18 protein-coding genes and 1 tRNA gene are annotated in these 19,480 nt (G+C 48.1%); 7 read left to right on the top strand and 12 right to left on the bottom strand.

The features are described 5' to 3' along the window. Nucleotides 1-85 precede the first annotated feature (85 nt). Both A1sIIA65_RS00515 and A1sIIA65_RS00510 read right to left on the bottom strand, forming a co-directional pair. On the bottom strand, nt 86-1,447 hold the full coding sequence (locus tag A1sIIA65_RS00515) for a cryptochrome/photolyase family protein (RefSeq protein WP_095675669.1): 1,362 nt from the start codon (nt 1,445-1,447) through the stop codon (nt 86-88). Between the two features lie 17 nt (nt 1,448-1,464). Then, complete coding sequence (locus A1sIIA65_RS00510) at nt 1,465-2,580, bottom strand: citrate synthase 2 (protein ID WP_095676804.1); 1,116 nt, start codon at nt 2,578-2,580, stop codon at nt 1,465-1,467. A gap of 109 nt (nt 2,581-2,689) precedes the next feature. On the opposite strand from A1sIIA65_RS00510, the gene pdxH reads away from it, so the two are divergent. From pdxH to A1sIIA65_RS00495, 3 genes are read left to right on the top strand one after another with little or no spacing between them, the layout of a single operon-like run. Next, entirely contained in the window at nt 2,690-3,385 is a 696-nt protein-coding gene (gene pdxH, locus A1sIIA65_RS00505; protein WP_095675668.1) for a pyridoxamine 5'-phosphate oxidase, read from the top strand. Nucleotides 3,386-3,394: 9 nt separating this feature from the next. Then, nucleotides 3,395-4,519, top strand: coding sequence for a phosphoserine transaminase (serC, locus tag A1sIIA65_RS00500; RefSeq protein WP_095675667.1), 1,125 nt, complete (start codon nt 3,395-3,397; stop codon nt 4,517-4,519). Beyond that, nucleotides 4,519-5,694, top strand: a complete 1,176-nt coding sequence (locus tag A1sIIA65_RS00495) for an MFS transporter (RefSeq protein WP_095675666.1) — start codon at nt 4,519-4,521, stop codon at nt 5,692-5,694. The genes serC and A1sIIA65_RS00495 overlap by 1 nt, the downstream gene beginning before the upstream one ends. A 44-nt stretch (nt 5,695-5,738) precedes the next feature. Here A1sIIA65_RS00495 and A1sIIA65_RS00490 read toward each other — a convergent pair whose 3' ends face one another. Continuing rightward, the gene (locus tag A1sIIA65_RS00490) at nt 5,739-6,998 is read right to left on the bottom strand and encodes an MFS transporter (protein WP_095675665.1); all 1,260 of its coding nucleotides are present in this window, start codon (nt 6,996-6,998) and stop codon (nt 5,739-5,741) included. A 12-nt stretch (nt 6,999-7,010) separates the two neighbouring features. On the opposite strand from A1sIIA65_RS00490, the gene A1sIIA65_RS00485 reads away from it, so the two are divergent. Then, complete coding sequence (locus A1sIIA65_RS00485; RefSeq protein ID WP_095675664.1) at nt 7,011-7,199, top strand: DUF2530 domain-containing protein; 189 nt, start codon at nt 7,011-7,013, stop codon at nt 7,197-7,199. Here the strand turns inward: A1sIIA65_RS00485 and A1sIIA65_RS00480 are convergent. The 5 genes from A1sIIA65_RS00480 to A1sIIA65_RS00460 all read right to left on the bottom strand — a co-directional run bounded on the left by A1sIIA65_RS00480 (nt 7,196) and on the right by A1sIIA65_RS00460 (nt 11,963). After that, nucleotides 7,196-7,579 carry a cold-shock protein gene (locus tag A1sIIA65_RS00480; RefSeq protein ID WP_095675663.1) on the bottom strand — a complete coding sequence of 128 codons (384 nt, stop codon included), beginning with the start codon at nt 7,577-7,579 and terminating at the stop codon, nt 7,196-7,198. The two genes, A1sIIA65_RS00485 and A1sIIA65_RS00480, sit on opposite strands and share 4 nt — an antisense overlap. Before the next feature lie 112 nt (nt 7,580-7,691). After that, entirely contained in the window at nt 7,692-8,354 is a 663-nt protein-coding gene (locus A1sIIA65_RS00475) for a DUF3027 domain-containing protein (RefSeq protein ID WP_095675662.1), read from the bottom strand. Nucleotides 8,355-8,425: 71 nt separating this feature from the next. Then, nucleotides 8,426-10,048, bottom strand: coding sequence for a chaperonin GroEL (groL, locus tag A1sIIA65_RS00470; RefSeq protein WP_095675661.1), 1,623 nt, complete (start codon nt 10,046-10,048; stop codon nt 8,426-8,428). 124 nt (nt 10,049-10,172) lie between these two features. Next, on the bottom strand, nt 10,173-10,439 hold the full coding sequence (locus A1sIIA65_RS00465; RefSeq protein ID WP_095675660.1) for a DUF3263 domain-containing protein: 267 nt from the start codon (nt 10,437-10,439) through the stop codon (nt 10,173-10,175). Between the two features lie 24 nt (nt 10,440-10,463). After that, nucleotides 10,464-11,963, bottom strand: a complete 1,500-nt coding sequence (locus tag A1sIIA65_RS00460) for an SDR family oxidoreductase (protein WP_095675659.1) — start codon at nt 11,961-11,963, stop codon at nt 10,464-10,466. A gap of 23 nt (nt 11,964-11,986) precedes the next feature. Between A1sIIA65_RS00460 and A1sIIA65_RS00455 the strand changes: the two genes are divergently transcribed. Then, nucleotides 11,987-13,219 (top strand): NAD(P)/FAD-dependent oxidoreductase, encoded by a 1,233-nt coding sequence (locus A1sIIA65_RS00455; RefSeq protein WP_095675658.1) that lies wholly within the window; start codon nt 11,987-11,989, stop codon nt 13,217-13,219. A 4-nt stretch (nt 13,220-13,223) separates the two neighbouring features. Then, nucleotides 13,224-14,003: an alpha/beta fold hydrolase gene (locus tag A1sIIA65_RS00450; protein WP_095675657.1), complete on the top strand. Its 780-nt coding sequence runs from the start codon at nt 13,224-13,226 to the stop codon at nt 14,001-14,003. Here A1sIIA65_RS00450 and A1sIIA65_RS00445 read toward each other — a convergent pair. Continuing rightward, complete coding sequence (locus A1sIIA65_RS00445; protein WP_095675656.1) at nt 13,984-14,502, bottom strand: beta-class carbonic anhydrase; 519 nt, start codon at nt 14,500-14,502, stop codon at nt 13,984-13,986. The two genes, A1sIIA65_RS00450 and A1sIIA65_RS00445, sit on opposite strands and share 20 nt — an antisense overlap. A gap of 31 nt (nt 14,503-14,533) precedes the next feature. Then, nucleotides 14,534-14,608 (bottom strand) — tRNA-Thr (locus A1sIIA65_RS00440). A 126-nt stretch (nt 14,609-14,734) separates the two neighbouring features. Between A1sIIA65_RS00440 and A1sIIA65_RS00435 the strand changes: the two genes are divergently transcribed. Further along, nucleotides 14,735-17,743 (top strand): glycoside hydrolase family 2 TIM barrel-domain containing protein, encoded by a 3,009-nt coding sequence (locus A1sIIA65_RS00435; RefSeq protein WP_095675655.1) that lies wholly within the window; start codon nt 14,735-14,737, stop codon nt 17,741-17,743. On the opposite strand, the gene A1sIIA65_RS00430 is transcribed toward A1sIIA65_RS00435, so the two are convergent. After that, nucleotides 17,740-18,519, bottom strand: a complete 780-nt coding sequence (locus A1sIIA65_RS00430; protein ID WP_095675654.1) for an SGNH/GDSL hydrolase family protein — start codon at nt 18,517-18,519, stop codon at nt 17,740-17,742. The genes A1sIIA65_RS00435 and A1sIIA65_RS00430 overlap by 4 nt on opposite strands. Before the next feature lie 6 nt (nt 18,520-18,525). Continuing rightward, complete coding sequence (gene rlmB, locus A1sIIA65_RS00425; RefSeq protein ID WP_095675653.1) at nt 18,526-19,479, bottom strand: 23S rRNA (guanosine(2251)-2'-O)-methyltransferase RlmB; 954 nt, start codon at nt 19,477-19,479, stop codon at nt 18,526-18,528. Between the last annotated feature and the right edge of the window lies 1 nt (nt 19,480).

The raw sequence follows: 19,480 nt of genomic DNA, 5'->3' as shown, positions 1-19,480 counted from the left end.
TCTTAATTACGAGAAAGATAGAGAGTTAATCCAGAGTTGTAAAATTGCAAATTACTTGCAGATAGTAAAAATGAGTATTTAGCAATTATTTCTTTATGGGTTGTTCAGGCTTATCAGCCTTAATCTCTTTAAGTCTTTCAAGAGATTCAATACGTTCTACTGCGTGATCGACGATGCGCTCTGGATATCCATGTGAATATCCATCGAGGAATAGCCAAGGCTCATGAATCTCAGCAGCACTTAAGTGGGCCAGTTCTGCAACATATTTGCGGATGTAATCGCCATTTTCATCAAAACGTCGCCCTTGTTCGATGGGATTAAAGACTCGGTAATACGGAGATGCATCTGTGCCAGTGCCGGCTGTCCACTGCCAACCATGGGCATTTGATGCTGGGTCGTAATCAGTCAGGTGTTCTGCAAAGAATCGCTCACCTAGCTGCCATTCAAGATGGAGGTCCTTAACCAAGAATGATGCAACAACCATTCGCGTGCGATTATGCATCCATCCTTCAATAACTAATTGACGCATTGCAGCATCAACAAATGGATAACCAGTCTTGCCTTCACACCAAGCCTGAAATTGCTTACCTGGCTTGTCATAACGCATCTCTTTAAATCTCGGTGCGTAGTACTCAGTATCGGTATTGGGATTGTTAAAGAGAACATCTGCATAGAACTCACGCCAGGCAATCTCCTTGCGGAATGTGTCATGAGCCTTGGTCTCACCAAGACCTAAAAGCAGTGTGCGCGGGTGAATCTCGCCAAACTTGAGATAACTACTCATCTTTGATGTGCCATCTATTCCTGCAAAGTTACGGTTCTCGTCATAACTATCAAGACCATTCTTAGTAAATTCCTTAAAGCGCTTGAGCGCAGCAGCTTCACCCGCTTCAATAATTGTTGTTCCCTCAGGGACAGGAAAGTCAGGAAATGCGCGGTATTTATCTGAGGGCTTCGGCGCCTTAATCTCTTTCGGCGTCTTAGCAGGAGCACGCCAACCGTGAGCACACCAACCTTTATAGAACGGTGTGTAAACCTTGTATGGCGTTGCATCACTTGGTTTGAGAACTCGACCCGGTGCAACTGCATAGGGAGAACCTGTGCGAACAAGTGGAATGCCAGCTGCTTCAACGCGTGCATCGCGTTCTGCGCCATAGCGCTCATACTCAGTTGAGATATGAACTTCTTTCACATCATAAAGATCAATCAACTCTTTCAATACTTCTACTTGATCGCCTTCAATGATGTGTAAGCGGTTACCCAGGGATTCATCGAGTGCGCGAAGTGATTGGCTCATATAGGCAAGGAGTTTGCTTCCTGCTTCAGAAATCTGCTGCTTATCGAGTATAAATACAGGAACTATCTCATCGGCGCCTTCCATGGCAGCGATGAGCGCTGGGTGATCGCCGATACGTAAATCTCGGCGGAACCAGACGATATTTCGCATGGAGCGAGAGTACTTAGTTACTTATGAAGTTGCTCAACAGAAGCATCCCAGCCCTGTACATCTTCAGGCTTACGAGGAGCCTTTCCGACGTAGCGAGCAGATGGACGGATCAAACGACCGGTGCGCTTTTGCTCAAGGATGTGTGCAGACCAGCCAGCAGTACGAGCTGCTGTAAACATCGATGTAAAGAGCGGTGCTGGAACTTCTGCGAAGTCCAAGATAATTGCTGCCCAGAATTCAACGTTGGTCTCAAGAACGCGATCTGGTTGACGCTCGTGAAGTTCTTTAAGCGCTGCCTTCTCTAGCGCTTCAGCTACTGCGTAACGTGGAGCGTTAAGTTCTTTCGCTGTACGACGAAGTGTGCGAGCGCGTGGATCTTCAGCGCGATAGACGCGGTGACCAAATCCCATAAGGCGTTCCTTGCGATCTAGAAGATCCTTGACGTAGGCCTCAGCGTTACCAGTCTTTTCAACTTCTTCGATCATGTGCAATACGCGAGATGGCGCACCACCGTGAAGTGGACCTGACATTGCACCGATTGCACCAGAGAGTGCAGCACACACATCAGCACCAGTAGATGCAATAACGCGGCCTGTAAATGTTGATGCATTCATTCCGTGCTCTGCAGCAGATACAAAGTAAGCATCGATTGCGCGAACGTGTAATGGATCTGGCTCTCCGCGCCAACGAATCATCATGCGCTCAACAACAGTATGTGCCTTATCAACTTCAGACTCAGGAATCATTGGATTGAAAAGTCCACGAGCCGCTTGTGCAAGGTATGAAAGAACCATGACTGAAGTACGTGCAAGGTTGCTACGAGCTTCTTCATCTGAAATATCAAGAATTGGCTTAAAGCCCCAGGCTGGTGCAAGCATTGCAATCGCAGATTGAATATCTACGCGCACATCACCTGAGTGAACAGGAAGTGGGAATGGCTCAGCGTTAGGTAGCCCTGGATTAAATTCATCATCAACAAGAAGTCCCCATACGTTTCCAAATGAGACGCGACCTACGAGATCATCGATATCAACACCGCGGTAACGAAGCGCGCTACCTTCTTTATCTGGCTCTGCAATCTCTGATTCGAATGCAATTACGCCTTCAAGACCTGGCTTGAAATCATCTGACACGGTGAGCTCCTCTTGTAATCCTGTGGGCAATTCTGCACCTCCCGCAGGGGTGCTGACCACCACTTGCTACGGGGATGCACTCCTACCGAAAGTGAGGTTCGATACATCCATGAGCCAAGATGACCAACAGGTAAACGGACAGTTAGAACGCGATGCCATCCGGGCAATGCGTCGCTCCTATGGCGAGGTTGGCCTTGAATCGTTACCCAACGATCCCTTCGAAGCCTTTCACTCGTGGCTACGTGAAGCTGCAGCCAATGCCTTTATCGTCGAAGCAAATGCGATGGTGCTCTCAACTCTTGGCACAGATGAGAACGGCGCAGATGCCATCACCACACGAACAGTTTTGCTTAAAGATGTCTCACAAGGTGGTTTTACCTTCTTTAGCAATTATGGATCTCGCAAAGCTCAAGCAATCGAATTGAATGCGCAAGTCACACTCCTGTTTCCTTGGTATGCGATGGAGCGACAAGTTTCCATCAGCGGATTTGCAGAAAAAATTGCGCGGCAAGAATCAGAAGATTATTTTGCAACGCGTCCATGGTCATCACAGATTGGTGCATGGGCATCTGCGCAGTCGGCTCCCCTAGCATCTCGCGAAGAACTCGAACAACGCTTTAAGGGCGCATCGGAGAAGTGGCCTGAAGGAACAACAGTTCCTTGTCCACCACAGTGGGGCGGCTATCGTGTGACGCCGGTCAACATTGAATTCTGGCAGGGCCGTTACTCACGCCTGCATGATCGCCTTCGCTATGAGCGGTCTAACATCGCATCCGATTGGGAAGTACATAGGTACTACCCGTAGTCTTGCCCCATGAGCGCAGACATTGTTATTCCAGATAATCTCAAGCCAAAAGATGGTCGTTTCGGTTGTGGTCCTTCAAAGATTCGCCCCGAAGCACTTGCAACACTAACTGCGCCTGGAAGTAACTACATCCTTGGAACATCACACAGACAAAAGCCTGTGAAGAACGTTGTCAAAAGCGTTCGCGAAGGTCTGAACTCACTCTTCTCACTACCTGAAGGTTATGAAGTAATACTCGGCAACGGTGGATCGACAGCGTTCTGGGATATCGCAACATTTGGTCTCATTGAAGATCGTTCACAGCACTTAGTTTTCGGTGAATTCTCATCCAAGTTTGCATCTGCTGCAAAGGAAGCACCATTTCTTGGTGAGCCAACAGTTGTTAAATCTGAACCCGGCACACACCCTACAGCTAGCGCTGAAGCAGGCATCGATGTTTACGCTCTCACTCATAACGAGACTTCAACGGGTGTTGCAATGCCAATCAAGCGCCCAGCAGGAACAGATGGCGCACTTGTGCTCGTTGATGCAACATCTGCTGCAGGCGGACTTGATGTTGATGCAAAAGAATTTGATACCTATTACTTCGCACCACAGAAGTCATTTGCATCAGATGGTGGTCTCTGGCTTGCACTGATGAGCCCTGCTGCCATTGCACGTGCTGAGAAGATCAAAGCATCAGGACGTTGGATCCCAGCATTCTTCGATCTTGGAACAGCGATTGAAAATTCACGACTTGATCAGACTTATAACACTCCAGCTCTTATCACTTTGATGTTGCTCGATGAGCAGCTCAAGTGGATGAATACAAACGGTGGTTTGAAGTTCGCTGCAGGTCGTAGTGCAGATTCAGCATCTCGCCTCTATGGATGGGCTGAAAAGACAAGCTACACAACTCCATTTGTGACAGACCCAGCACAGCGCTCCAAGGTTGTTGGCACAATCAACTTCGATGATGCAATCGATGCAACAAAGGTTGCAGCTGCCCTTCGCGCCAATGGAATTGTTGATACAGAGCCTTATCGCAAGCTCGGTAAGAACCAGCTTCGTATTGGAATGTTCCCTGCAATCGACCCATCAGATATTGATGCCCTCACAGCATCTATCGACTACGTCGTAGCTAACCTTTCATAGTGACTCATAAGATCACTCGCGACAGATATTTCTGGACTGTCGCTCTACAAACAGTCTGCGTCAATATCTTCCTTGGAAGCTTTGGTCCTTCTCAGCCACTCCTACGTGCAGATCAAGGAACATCACTAACTATTGCAGGCCTTCACGGAACTGCGATGGGTGTTGCATCTATCTTGGCAGGCCTTGTTAATCCTCACCTAGCTCATCGCTTTGGACGCCCTGTCACTGCATGGATCGGTATTGGATTCTTCTCCGTGGGACTTATTGCATTCGTTGCATCGCCTTCTGTTCTCTTCTCTATTCCCGCAGCCCTCATCGCAGGCTTTGGAATCTCCATCACAATTAACAATGCAATTACTGCAATTACCACTCACTACAAAGAGATGTCGCCTATGGCGCTCACACAAGCAAATGCCATTGCATCATGCGGGTATGTCTCAGGAACTTTGATTGTTGGAACGATTGCCAATAACTACCGCGACTTCTGGCGCTTTGGAATGCTCATCGCACTTCCTCTTGCAGCATTTCTCTTCTTTGGAATGCGCGATAAGACAACAGAAGTACACATTCCTCACGAAGATGGTTCTCAATCAGGAAAGCTCTCTCGTGCTTTCTGGATCTCATGGGTTGGCTATGTTGCCTGTATTTCAAGTGAGTTTGCTATTTCATTCTGGGCAGCAGCGCTCATCATCGATCGCACAGGTGCAACACCTGCTATTTCAACTCTGACCGTTGCAGCACTCGGCACTGGAATGGCGCTGGGTCGTTGGTATGGCGGGCGGATATTAAAGCGCTGGCAGATCGATACGCAGCTCAATACCTTTATTGGAATTCAAGCTGTGGGTTTCACCATCGTCTGGTTCTCACATAATTTACAGATCAGCTTTATTGGTGTGCTCATTGCTGGCCTTGGTATCTCTAACCAATTCGCACTGGCATCCCTTCGCATGATTGCCTTTAGCGATAACAGACCAGATCTTGCAATTGGTCGCAGCTCTATCGCTGCAGGTATTGCAATCGGTGGATCACCATTCTTACTCGGTGTTCTCGGTGATGCTTTCGGCATATCTCGTGCCTATTTGATGGTGCCGGTATTGATTCTTATTGCTTATGGCATCGTGAAGATTGCGCCATCATATGTCCCACAGAAAGTCCTTATAGATAATGAACTTTAAGAGCCGCAGATTAATCACAGCCCTGACACTCATTGGGCTAGTTCTTATTGTTCTCTTAGGACGCTAGAGACTCGTAAATCTGCAGGACGTTCAACTTTGTCGTTGAAGAAGACCCAGATCAGCACACACATCAACAACGAGAATCCACCGCAGAGCGCAATCGTCTCTCTCGTTCCCAGCGCTTCAGTCAGATAACCAATGAGAAGTGAACCAACCGGAGTTCCTCCCATAAATACCAAGAGATAAATACCCATTACGCGCCCTCGCACAGCAGGATCGCTATTGACCTGCACATAAGAATTAGCGCTAATCAACATTGTGAGCGCTGATATTCCACAAACAGGTAACCAGAGTGAGTACCAGGTATAGGTAGGCATCACTGATAGAACAATGACCACAATTGAAAACCACACACCAAGTCGCATCACAAGCTTTGCATCTCTAAAGCGCTCAAGACGAGCACTCAGTAGCGCACCCGTTAATGAACCCACTGCAATATAAGTTCCAAGAAGGCCAAACTCTGCAGGGCCTTTTCCAAATTCTTTAGAAGCCATCAACGCATTAAAGATTTGAAAGTTCAGACCAAAGGTTGCTGCAAAAAAGACTAGCGCCATCACAACATAGAGATCAGGGCGAGCTTTGGCATAGCGAAGACCTTCTCGAATGGTGCCAAGAGTCTCTTCCTTCTTCTGGATAAAGAAGTCGGATGAGCGCATAAAAAATAGCGAAAGGATTACAAAGAGATAAGTAGTTGCATTGATAAGAAAGGAAGGGCCTGTATCAAAGCGGGCGATGAGAAAACCAGAGAGAGCCGGTCCTACTAAGCGTCCTGCATTGAAATTCGCTGAGTTCAGACTGACTGCATTAGCAACATCTGAGTGACCGACAATCTCAGCCGTAAAGCTCTGACGAATGGGAGCATCTAGCGCTGATGAAATACCTAAGACAGCTGCACAAACAAAGACATGCCAGAGTTGAATTACCTCTGCCACAACCAAAATGCCAAGTGTGTAACAGGCAAGGGCAGCGACGATATTTGTCCAGATCAATAACTTTCGCTTATCGATGCGATCTGCCATCGCACCACCTTGCAGACTAAAGAGCAGCACAGGTGCGAATTGGATAGCTGTGACAAGGCCGAGATAGAAACCGTTATTGTCAGTTAGCTCTAGAACAAGCCAATCTTGTGCAACGCGCTGTGCCCATGTGCCGATATTCGACATCGCATTGGCTGGGTAGAGGATGCGGAAGTTGCGATGGCGAAACGAGCGCCAGTTTCCGTTCTCATCAACCTTAATTCGCATTACTCTTTTCCCATGGCATCAAACATTAAATCTGTTGTAACTCTAATCGCTATTGGCTCCATCTGCTGGCTTGCAGCAGGAGTAGTTGCTATTGCAGCAGGGGCTGAGTCCAAGATTATTTGGACATGCGTAGTGGGCGCAGTTTTAGGTGCGATGGGTATTCGTTACTCAATACGACGATCACGTCGCACGGGTATTTAAGCCTCTAGCTGAGAAGCAATGCCACGCAATACACGGCCAAGGCGTTCTGCCTCAGCACCTGATGGATGGCGTCCTTGACGAAGACCATTTCCAACGCGATCTAGAATCTTGATGGTGTCTTCAATCATCGCTGCAAGATCATCGTTATTCACACGTGAATTTTCAGCAAGTGAAACTGGTGCATCAACAATATGCACTGACATTGCCTGTGGTCCCTTACGTGAATCAATCACAGAGAACTCAAGCTTGGTGCCAGGCTTAACAGTTGAAACACCTTCAGGAAGTGCTGATGATGCTAAATAAACATCTTCGCCTTCATCGGAGGCAATAAATCCAAAACCTTTTTCAAGGGAAAACCATTTAACTTTTCCTGTAGGCATTGCACTTACTCCTTAAGAATTTCCGTGTGGTGTAGCCGAGGGGATTCGGACAGGGGGCTAATTTATCGCATCTGCGATGGGGCGTGCGACCTAGTTTTAGGCGTGAATGGGCTTAGAGCGTTGCTTCGCTATGCGCGCCGCAGCCATGGTCGACTGAAACTACGCGTGCATCATCAGGTGCAATCGCATTGGCGCAGACACCAAATGATGATCGAAGTGAACCTGCAATAGGAATAAAGAATCCACATGAAGCACATGGCTTAGGAGCACCTTGTGCAAGAGGAGTATTCGGTCCGCGATCACCTAAATACCAACGCTTGCTTGCTTGATCGCGACCTTCAATTGAGAGAACGCGTGGACGCATCAAACCTAAATCAAATACTTCAGTGGCATCAAGGCCTTCATCTTGCGCAAGTGCATTAATGCCAGGAACAAGGCGAGTATCTTCAAGAACGCTTGGAACAATTACTCCTGGCTGTATATCTTCAGGAAGGATTCGTTCCATATAAGGAATGTGATCGGGCGCTAGAAGTGAATCAGGCCCTGGCAAGATTACAACATCACAGACGGTTGCTTGCGCATCGTCATCAACTTTTGCAACGGTGATGCACCAACGCCATCCACGGTATCCAGCGATATCTGCAATAAATAAATATGTCGCTACGCGATTGTCATCATCGTAATCAACTGAGACAAAGTCGCCGACCTGTGTTGCAAACTCTGCCTCAAGAAGTGCGGCATCGCGTGCAACGGTCTGTGCATCAAATGTCTTCATGTTCTAATCGTAAAGCAGAAGGCCCCCGAGAGGTTAATCTCGAGGGCCTTCTCTAACGGATTACGCGTAGTTTAGAAGTCCATATCCCCGCCGCCTTGTGGCATTGGGTTAGATGACTTTGGTTCTGGCTTATCTGTGATGACTGCCTCTGTTGTAATAAAGAGAGCTGCAATCGATGCTGCATTTTGAAGAGCAGAACGTGTGACCTTAGCTGGATCGATGATGCCAGCCTTAATCATGTCTACATATTCTCCAGTTGCTGCATTAAGGCCAAAGCCAGCATCTAAGTGGCGAACCTTCTCAACAACAACTCCACCTTCAAGACCAGCGTTCACTGCAATCTGCTTCAGTGGTGCTTCGATGGAGAGTTCAACAATCTTTGCACCTGTTGCTTCATCGCCTTCAAGCTTGAGCTTCTTAAATGCTGCAGTTGCTGCCTGAAGAAGTGCAACGCCACCACCGGCGACGATTCCTTCTTCTACCGCAGCCTTTGCGTTGCGAACAGCATCTTCGATGCGGTGCTTGCGCTCTTTAAGTTCAACTTCTGTTGCAGCTCCTGCCTTGATGACAGCAACTCCTCCAGCAAGCTTTGCAAGGCGCTCCTGAAGCTTTTCCTTGTCATAATCTGAATCTGAGTTTTCGATCTCTGTGCGTATCTGAGTAACACGGCCCTTGAGCTGTGCTTCATCGCCAAGACCTTCGATGATTGTTGTCTCATCCTTAGAAATAACAACCTTGCGAGCGCGACCAAGAAGTTCAAGTCCAGCTGTTTCAAGCTTCAGACCTACTTCATCAGAGATCACTGTCGCACCTGTAAGGATTGCAATGTCTTGAAGCATCGCCTTACGACGATCTCCAAAGCCTGGAGCCTTAACAGCTGCTGATTTAAATGTTCCCTTGATCTTATTGACCACGAGAGTTGCAAGTGCTTCGCCTTCAATATCTTCAGCCAAGATTGCAAGTGGCTTACCTGATTGCATGACCTTCTCAAGCACAGGAACGAGCTCCTTGATATTTCCAATCTTGTTGCTGGTGATCAAGATGTAAGCATCTTCAAGAACTGCTTCCATGCGATCTGTATCTGTGACGAAATATGGTGAGACATAACCCTTATCAAAGCGCATACCTTCAGTGAGCTCTAGCTCAAGACCGAATGTATTGGACTCCTCAACAGTGATGACGCCTTCCTTGCCGACCTTATCCATCGCCTCAGCGATCATCTGGCCGATCGTCGCATCTGCTGCAGAGATAGATGCAGTTGCTGCAATCTGCTCTTTAGAGTCAACGCTCTTTGCCATTGCACCGAGCTCGGTCACAATCGCTGTTACTGCCTTTTCAATTCCGCGCTTTAGCGCCATTGGGTTTGATCCTGCTGCAACGTTGCGAAGTCCTTCGCGAACGAGAGCCTGAGCTAGAACAGTTGCAGTCGTTGTTCCGTCGCCTGCGACATCATCTGTCTTCTTAGCAACTTCCTTAACGAGCTCCGCACCGATCTTCTCCCAAGGATCATCTAATTCAATTTCCTTAGCGATGGAGACGCCATCGTTAGTAATAGTTGGTGCGCCCCACTTCTTTTCAAGTACGACGTTACGTCCGCGGGGTCCAAGGGTTACCTTGACTGCATCTGCGAGTACGTTCATTCCGCGCTCTAGACCGCGGCGGGCTTCTTCATTAAAGGCAATCATCTTTGCCATAGTTGTTAGCTCCTATGTATCAATTGAAACTGGGCCGAATTATCACTCTCGACCCTCGAGTGCTAACGCCAAATCTAGACGGGTTTATTCCACGGGGCAAAACGAGGGGTGGGCTTGAGGTGCTTTAGAGGGCTGTGCGGGCTTGCATGCGGGCCTCGCGCAGGCGGCGAAGGCGCTTGACCAGCATCGGAGAGGCGGCAAGGGCATCATCGCGATCGATCAGGTCATTCAGGAGTTGGTAGTAGCGAGGGGCTGTGAGGTCAAAGAGCTCTTTAATCGCAGTCTCTTTAGCTCCAGCAAAGCGCCACCAATTGCGTTCGAAGTCCAGGATGCGCGTTTCGAGGTCGGTCAAGTGTGAACCAGCCGTCTCGTTATTTTCTAGCGCAGACATAGACCTAATCTTAGATTGGAGTGGCTATGAAGTGTGGGATTTACGAGCAGCTTTAACGATATTGCGCAGCATCGTAGGAAAGATAAAGAAGTGAAATGGTGAGACTAGATACCAATAAATCTGGCCACCTAATCCACGTGGTTCAAAGAGTGCATCTTGCGTCACAACGCTCTTGCCATCGCTTTCACTCAATGTGAATTCAAGCCAAGCCTTGCCGGGAAGAATCATTTCAGCATAGAGACGCAGACTCTTTCCATGTTCCATCGCCTCCACCCGCCAGAAATCAACGGTGTCACCAACACGCAAGTGCACAGGATCGCGACGACCACGACGAAGTCCAACTCCACCGACCATGCGATCGATCAGGCCACGCAAATACCAGAGCCAGCCAGAGCCAAACCATCCGCGTTCTCCGCCAATGCCTTCGATCTGTTCCCAAATCTTTTCGATAGAAACATCGGATTCAATTTCGCGATGATCCTTGAGCATTAGCTCACCTGCCCAATCAGGATCGCTCTGCGCCTTCTGCCACGGTGCCATGGGGAAAGATGCATCAGACCACCGTGTGTCAACGTGATTTTCTGCAACTCGGGTCAGTGCTAACTCAATCGCTTGCGAGACAGTCAAAAGACCTTCAGGTGGAAGAGGAATTAACTCAGTAACGCTCTTACGAGAATCAACAACGACCTCACTAATCAGCGACTCCACAAGGGGTCTTGCAAGAGAAGTGGGCACAGGCGTTACAAAGCCAATCCATAGACTTGAAAGCTTTGGTGTCAGAACTGGAACTTGAATGATGATGCGCTTACGAAGTCCAGATAGCTTGGAGAAGTTCTGCATCATCGCGGCATAGGTAACAACTTCAGGTCCACCAATATCGCAGATGCGATTTTCAGGTTTTGTTAAATTGGCAGCGCTGCGCAGGTAGTAGAGCACATCGCGAATAGCAATCGGTTGCGTGCGATTTGAGACCCACTTAGGAGTAGTCATAATCGGCAGACGGTGAGTTAAGTGGCGCAACATCTCAAAGGATGCTGACCCTGAACCAATAATGATGCCGGCTCGCAGCTCAAGAACAGGCACTGATGTCGATGCCAGTTGAGAGCCAGTATTCATTCGTGAGGTTAAGTGGCGGCTTCGATTCTCATCGTTAGCAATTCCACCAAGATAAATAATTTGTGCCACATGTGCTGCCTCTGAGGCGAGTGCAAAGCTGCGTGCCATCGCAGATTCAATATCTCCGAAGTCTGTTGCAACGTTAATGGAGTGCAGCAAGTAATAAGCAGTATTCACGCCTGCAAGTGCGCGCTCGAGATCTTGCACATTACTTGCATTACCTTCAACGACTTCAACCTGTGAGGCCCAACTCTGACCTTGAATCTTCTTGGCATCGCGCACAAATACGCGCACACGCTTCTTATCGCTGAGCAGATCTCGGACTAAACGACCACCCACATATCCAGATGCGCCGGTAACAAGGTAGAGACGCCCCTCAGGCGATGTCTGGTGATTCTGCGTATTCATGTATCTGAGCCTAGACTTACCTCATGCCTTCTTCTACTCGACCTCGCGTCGTCATTCTCGGAGCCGGTTTCGGTGGCCTAGGTGCTGCGAAGGCTCTGGCCGGAAAGGCTGATGTCACACTCGTTGACCGCCATAACTTTCAAACATTCCTCCCTCTTCTCTATCAGGTTTCAACTGCAGGATTGGCTGCCGATCACGTAGTCCACCCAGTGCGCGGAGCTCTTCGCGATACGGGAGTGAAATTCCGAATGGGATCACCCATCTCTGTCGATCATAAGAACAAGATGGTCAAACTTGATTCATCAGAGACTCTTGAATTTGATCACCTCATCGTCGCACTCGGTTCTTCCACTGCTGACTTTGGAGTTCCGGGTGTAAGCGAACATGGCCTTGGTATGAAGAGTGTTCACGAGGCTCTCATGATTCGCGCAGAGGTTATGCGCCGCTTTGAAGATTTATGCCGCTTTGAAGATAACACTCGACTCTCTATCGCAGTTGTCGGTGGTGGTCCCACAGGCGTTGAGATGGCTGGCGCACTTGCAGAACTTAAGCGCGGACCACTGAAGAACGATTTGGCACATGCTGCAGATCATATTGATATCTATTTGATTGAAGCAGGCCCTCGCATCCTTCCTATGTTTAGTGAGAAGCTCTCAGCCCGCGCAGAGTCAGATCTTCATAAGTTGGGTGTCTTTGTGAAGACAAATACTTCTGTGCGCGAAATCAAATCACGTCAGATTATTGTCAAAACTGGAGAACCCATCCCAGCAGAAGTCACCATCTGGGCAGCTGGCGTGAAGGGTGAACCAACAGCAGGGTTACTCAACCTTCCTATCGCTGGAACGCGTATTGATACTGATGAAAACCTAGAAGTAAATCACTACCCAAATATCTGGGCCATCGGAGATATCAACGGCTCAAAGGGTAAAGATGGTCGCTTCTATCCCATGGTCGCACCTGTTGCTCTGCAACAAGGTAAATGGGTTGCAAGACAAATCTTGCGCAAGCATGAAGGTAAAGCTCTCAAACCCTTTAAGTATCGCGATAAGGGATCAATGGCAACCATTGGTCGCCACAAGGCAGTTGTTGAAGTACGTAACTTTAGAATGACTGGCCCTCTTGCCTGGTTTGCATGGCTCTTCCTTCACTTGTTCTATCTCCTTGGTGGCCGTAACAAGATTGGCACCATCGCTGACTGGACCTGGAACTACTTAACTTTCGATCGCGGCAATCGACACATCATGGATACTCTCTAACAATATGGAGCGTTATCTCACCGTTGATGGACATCAGGTCTATTCATACGAATGGGATAACAATGGTGAAGCAGTAGTTCTTCTTCACGGTGGCCTAAGCCAAACATCCCACTGGGATTCATACATCCTTCCAGCAGTTGAAGATGATTTTCATGTCTATGCCTATGACCGCACAGGACATGGCTTCACCGGCGATCGCACAGAGAGTTTTCATTATGCATTTCAAACCAAAGAGGCGATCGCATATTTAGAGGAAGTTGTGAAAGAGCCAGCACATCTGATCGGCTATAGCGATGGCGGAATTGTGGCTCTGATGGTTGCGATGCAACGCCCAGAGCTTGTGCGCTCAATCATCACACTCGGTGCCAACTTTCACCCTAATGGCGTCGTTCATATCGATGACTTTGATGGTGTTGTTTCCGCTGAGAATCAAGAGGAGTACAACCGCACATCCCCTGACGCACCAGAGACACTGGCTAAGAAGATTCAGAAGATGATTAATATCCAGAGAACTGAGCCAGATTTAACTCCAAAGGATTTAGCGAAAATTCAATGCCCTGTAATGGTTATGGCAGGAGATGATGATGTCATCCAGCACAACCACACCGTTGAGCTCTATGAAAATATTCCGCTAGGACAACTGGCCATCGTGCCTGCAACATCGCATAAATTTATTAAAGAGCGACCAGCTCTAGCCCAGCTATTGATCCGTGAATTTCTTGAAGATTTGAGTTACCCAGTAACTCGCATGCCGATGCGCCGTACTAACCCTCGTACGGAGTAATTGTTCCAGTCTTCACATCATAAATCGCACCTGCGACTACAACGCCATCACGCAAGAGTGGGTATGAGCGAATTCGATTTAAGTCAGAGGCAAGGGCTCCGAGCTGATCTCGCGATGTGCGAAATTCAAGACTTGATGTGTTGACGCCATATTGCTCATCAATGAGCTTATGGAAATCGGCCTCATCATTTTCAGCCATCTTGCAATCAGTATGTGGCATCACCAAGATGCGGCTTACATTGAGAAGGTAGGTCGCAAGAACTAGAGTACGAATTACGTCTTCAGTGACTCGAGCGCCTGCATTACGAAGAATCTTGGCATCTCCTGAACGCAATCCAATGACAGACAATGGGTTGATACGTGAATCCATACAGGTGACAATTGCTAAGCCTTTAGCTGCAGATCCAGTGAGCCCTGAGTATTTAAAGCTCTTCTGATATTCAGCATTTGCTGCCAAGAGATCATCGAAGGAATCGTGAGGGAAAGAGTTATCAGTCATGTCGGCTCCTTCCATTGCGATGGAGTAATACTGGAGCCCCCCATCCGGATTGAACGGATGACCTGCTCATTACAAGTGAGCTGCTCTACCACTGAGCTAGGGAGGCGTACTGCGGGCGTAATTATGGCAGTTATTGGCAGATAGTAAAAATCGGCAAATTCGCCCTATAAAACAACACTTCTGGGCCAATTTTGAATTCGTTTATGCAAGTTCAAGTGAGAGGATTGCTGACATGTTGCCTAACTACTGGATGAGCCCTGAGACCAATTCAATCAATCGACTTGGGATGCTCAACATCGAGCACTTCGAAACTATTTCGCTCGATGGCACATGGCGCTTCCAACTCTTAAATTCGCCCACTGATGATTCACGCAAACGATGGAACAAAATTCCTGTTCCTGGTTTGTGGACAATGCAACCAACAAGTGATGACTTCTTTGATAAGCCTCACTACACCAATACACAAATGCCTTGGGATCACGTTGCACCAGATGTTCCAGCACTGAACCCAACAGGAATATATGAAAGAGATTTCAATATCCCAGCATCATGGGAGGGTAAGCGAGTTGTCTTGCACTTAGGTGGATATGAATCTGTTGCACTCATTACTGTTAACGGTGTTGAAGTAGGACTAACAAAAGATTCACGTCTTGCAGCAGAATTTGATATTACTGGCCAGATTAAGCGCGGTAAGAATAATCTTGAAATCAAAGTCACTAAATGGTCAGATGCCACCTATATCGAAGATCAAGATCAGTGGTGGCACGGTGGCATCACTCGCTCCGTCAAACTCTATGCAACCGAGCATGTCTTCATCGAAAGATTTGCAACAACTGCAGGTCTTCAGGCAGATGGCACAACAGGCACGCTAAAGATCGATGCAATCATCGGCTCCATCGGTGGCAAGAGCATTGATGGTTACACCCTTCGCACATTTATCGATGAACTTCCTAAGACAAAGTCAGCACAGCTTTCACAAACCTATAAGGATCATGTCTCACCACTGTTCACTGAGATGACTGCGGAGATGCGCGAGGCAGATCGTAAATCCTTCGCTGGCGAATACTGGAGAGGTGATATTCCAGAGTCCGCTAAGGCGATGCGCCTTAAGCTCAAATCACCATGGCCAGGGCATGTTGTTTTTGAAACCACCATTCCAAAGATTGCAGCCTGGTCTGCTGAAACCCCGAGTTTATACACACTTCGCATTGAATTAGTCAGCCCTAGTGGCACTGTCATTGAAGTCTCTCAACAGAAGATTGGCTTTCGCTCTATCGTCATCAAGGGCCGTGAGATGTTGCTCAACGGCAAACTCATCTACCTCTATGGCGTTAACCGCCATGACTTCAATCGCTTCACAGGTCGCGTCCTTACTCGCGATGATATGCGCCAGGATCTTCTTGAGATGAAACGTTGGAACTTCAACGCTGTGCGCACATCTCACTACCCCAATGATCCAGCTTTCTATGATCTCTGCGATGAACTCGGTTTCTATGTCATCGATGAAGCAAATATTGAATCCCACGCTTTCTATGACTCCATCGCTGATGACCCACGTTATGCATCAGCATTCCTTGAGCGCGTTGGCCGCATGGTCCAGCGCGATATGCACCACCCATCAGTAATTTTCTGGTCACTCGGTAATGAATCAGGTCGTGGCAAGAACCATGAAGGTGCAGCAGCTTTTGCTCGCGCACTCGATCCATCACGACCACTTCACTATGAGGGTGGCATCAACGGAAATTGGACCGGTGGACATTCACTCACAGATGTCGTCAGCCCGATGTATCCATCGATTAAGGCAATCCTTGATTATGTGAAGTCAGGCAAACAAGATCGCCCATTGATTATGTGTGAGTACTCCCATGCAATGGGTAACTCCAATGGAACTCTCAAAGAGTATTGGGATGCCATCCATTCAACACCTGGACTTCAAGGTGGATTTATCTGGGAGTTCTGGGATCACGGAATTGAACAGACTCTGCCTGATGGCACAAAGCGTTCTGCATACGGCGGAGACTTTGGTGAAGCTCCTCATGATGGAAACTTTGTCTGCGATGGAATGGTCTTTCCTGATCGCACACCAAAGCCTGCGATGCATGAGTTCAAAGCAATTGCAGCCCCTGTAGTCATCACCACAACGAAGGCATCATCAGGTTCTTTCACAGTCACCAACCGCCAATACTTCAAGGATGTAGCTGATTTTGACCTCTTTTGGAGCATCAACCGCAACGGTGAAGTCATCGATAGCGGCAAGGTTGTCTTGCCAAAGATCGCACCACAAAAGAGTGCAAAGATTTCAGTGAAATCAAAATCTCTCCTAAAGCCAGATGCTGCAGGTGAGCGCTTTATCAACTTCACCATCGTGCGCAAGAACCGCACCGATTGGGCGCCAGCTGGTCATGAAGTGGGCTGGAGCCAATTCGCACTTCCATCACGCAAAGAGACTATTCAAACTGCTAAGACAAACAATCTCTTTGAGATTGCTGTCGATGATGCAGGTGAAATCCAGATTCCATTTGGTGTTCTAGCACCTGAGCTTTCACTATGGCGTGCACCCACAGATAACGATCGCATCGGTCGCATCACAACAAAGTGGGAGCAATATGGCGTGCGCGAGCTCGAGCGCACAGATTGCACCATTACAGAGACTGCCAAGTCATACAAAGTAGTTAGCGAATGGCAGACAAGTACCGGCTATAAGGTTAAGCAAGTTCAACTTGTGACACCTGTTGCAGGTGGCTATTCGGTGAAGGAGACAATCACTGTCCCTAAGCAATTCACAGATTTAGCTCGCATCGGTATCAACTTTGAGATTGATGGAACTTTGAGCAACTACACCTACTTCGGTATCGGTTCACACGAGAACTACCCAGATCGCAAGATCGGTCGCGTTCATAAGTGGGTATCAACAGTTGCAGAGCAATATGTTCCCTATGTTCGACCACAAGAAAATGGTGGACATGCTGGGGTTCGTTGGTTTGCTCTCACAGATCACGCAGGCCACGGTGTGCGCATCGATCTAGATAAACCACGTCAAGTATCTGCAACACCATTTAGGGCGCAGCAGCTAGCTGATGCCACACATGATGTTGAGTTAGTGCCAACAGGAAACACCATTGTTCATATCGATGCCGCTCATCGCGGTGTGGGAACAGCATCCTGTGGTCCAGATACTCTGCCGCAATACTTAGTATCTGGCGGTACTTATAACTTTACCTGGACAGTTCGCGCTATTTAACGAAGAGGCCACTTCACAGGTGTTGGGTATTTAGCACTACGCCCATCACCTGATGATTTACCCATCAAGCGACGCACAACCCAAGGAAGAGCAAAGGTCACAAACCACACAACGGTGATTGCCTTCTCAATAACCCACGGAGTCTTTCTCGCAGGCGGCAGAGGTGTGCGCCAGGATGGATCAAATGGCAGCCCAATTCTTTCAAGCACAGCATCAGCGCATCGCTTATGACCTTCGGCATTAAGGTGCAATCGATCAAATGCTAAGAATCTGCGATCACTAAAGAACTTCTCTTGGTTGGCATCAACGACAATCGCGCCAACTTCAGCACCCACTGCGCGAACTCCTTGATTAAATTCAGAGAATCGCTTCTCCCAAATTTCGGAGCCTCTTCCTTTATTGCCTGTATTTTCAAGAACAGTGAAGAGCATCAGCGTTGCACCAGATTTGGCAATCAATCGCACAGCATCTTGATAGAGCGGAATAGCAATCGATGCTTGATATCCAGGACGCAGCGCATCATTGGCACCGGCATGAAATGAAACCAGAGTCTCTTTGCCAGTGACAAGCTTGAGTGCGACTGGGACTTGGCTCTCAACAACCTGGGCAATGAGTTTGCCTCTCACAGCTAAATTCACATAGGTGAAATCTGGATGCGCTGTTGTCATCACATCTGCAACACGATCTGCCCATCCGCGATATTTGCCATCGATGACTTCATCAGTCATACCTTCAGAGTATGAATCTCCACAGACAATGAAACGTTGAAATGCCATAGCTACTTAGCCCTTACGGCGTGCCTCATCGACTGCATATAAAGCGATAGATGTTGCAACGGATGCATTCAGTGACTCAGTTGATGCGCTAATCGGAATAGAGACAATCAGATCGCACTTCTCACGTGTGAGGCGAGCTAGCCCCTTACCTTCAGAACCCACGATAACCATGATGTTCTCTGTTGCGACCTTCATATCTGCAATCGCTGTATCAGACTCACCATCAAGGCCCACAACAAAGCAGCCCAGCTTCTTTGCTTCATCAATAGTGCGAGCAAGATTTGTCACCTGTGCGATAGGCAGACGAGCTGCTGCACCAGCGGAAGACTTCCACGCAGATGCTGTCATACCTGCTGCGCGACGCTCAGTCATCAAGACACCGGATGCGCCAAAGGCTGCAGCAGATCGAACAATTGCACCCAAGTTACGTGGATCTGTCACACCATCGAGTGCAACCAAAAGCATCGGCTTCTTTGCGCGCTGAATAATCTCTTCAAAGGATGAATATTGGAAAGGCTTAATCGAAAGAATTATTCCTTGGCTATTAGGTGAAATTCCTTCAACCTCAGCACGGTGTGCTTCACGAATTGATAAACCTAAGTTTAAAGCAATCTGTAAGGACTCTGCGACGCGATCATCCACATCAATACTGCGCGCGACCAACAACTCAGTTGCTGGAACAGATTCACGCAGAGCTTCAAGGACCGCATTACGCCCTGCAACTATTTCACCGCGGAGTCCATCACCCTTGGTGTATTTACGAGTTGCTGCAGCTGGCTTTTTAGCCGCAGATTTCTCTGCAGCTTTCTTGCGCTTAGCAGCTGCGTGATAGGGACGATCTTCAGCCTTCGGTGTTGGCCCCTTACCTTCAAGGCGGCGCTTATTATTTCCACCAGTACCAGCAGAAGGACCCTTTTTAGATTTACGAACTGCACCTCTAGGTTTTGCATTACCGGCCATT

The organism is Candidatus Planktophila dulcis (assembly GCF_002288225.1).
GTDB lineage: Bacteria > Actinomycetota > Actinomycetes > Nanopelagicales > Nanopelagicaceae > Planktophila > Planktophila dulcis.
Note: the sequence above shows the minus strand (reverse complement) of the source record. Positions and strands in the feature narration are given on the sequence as shown.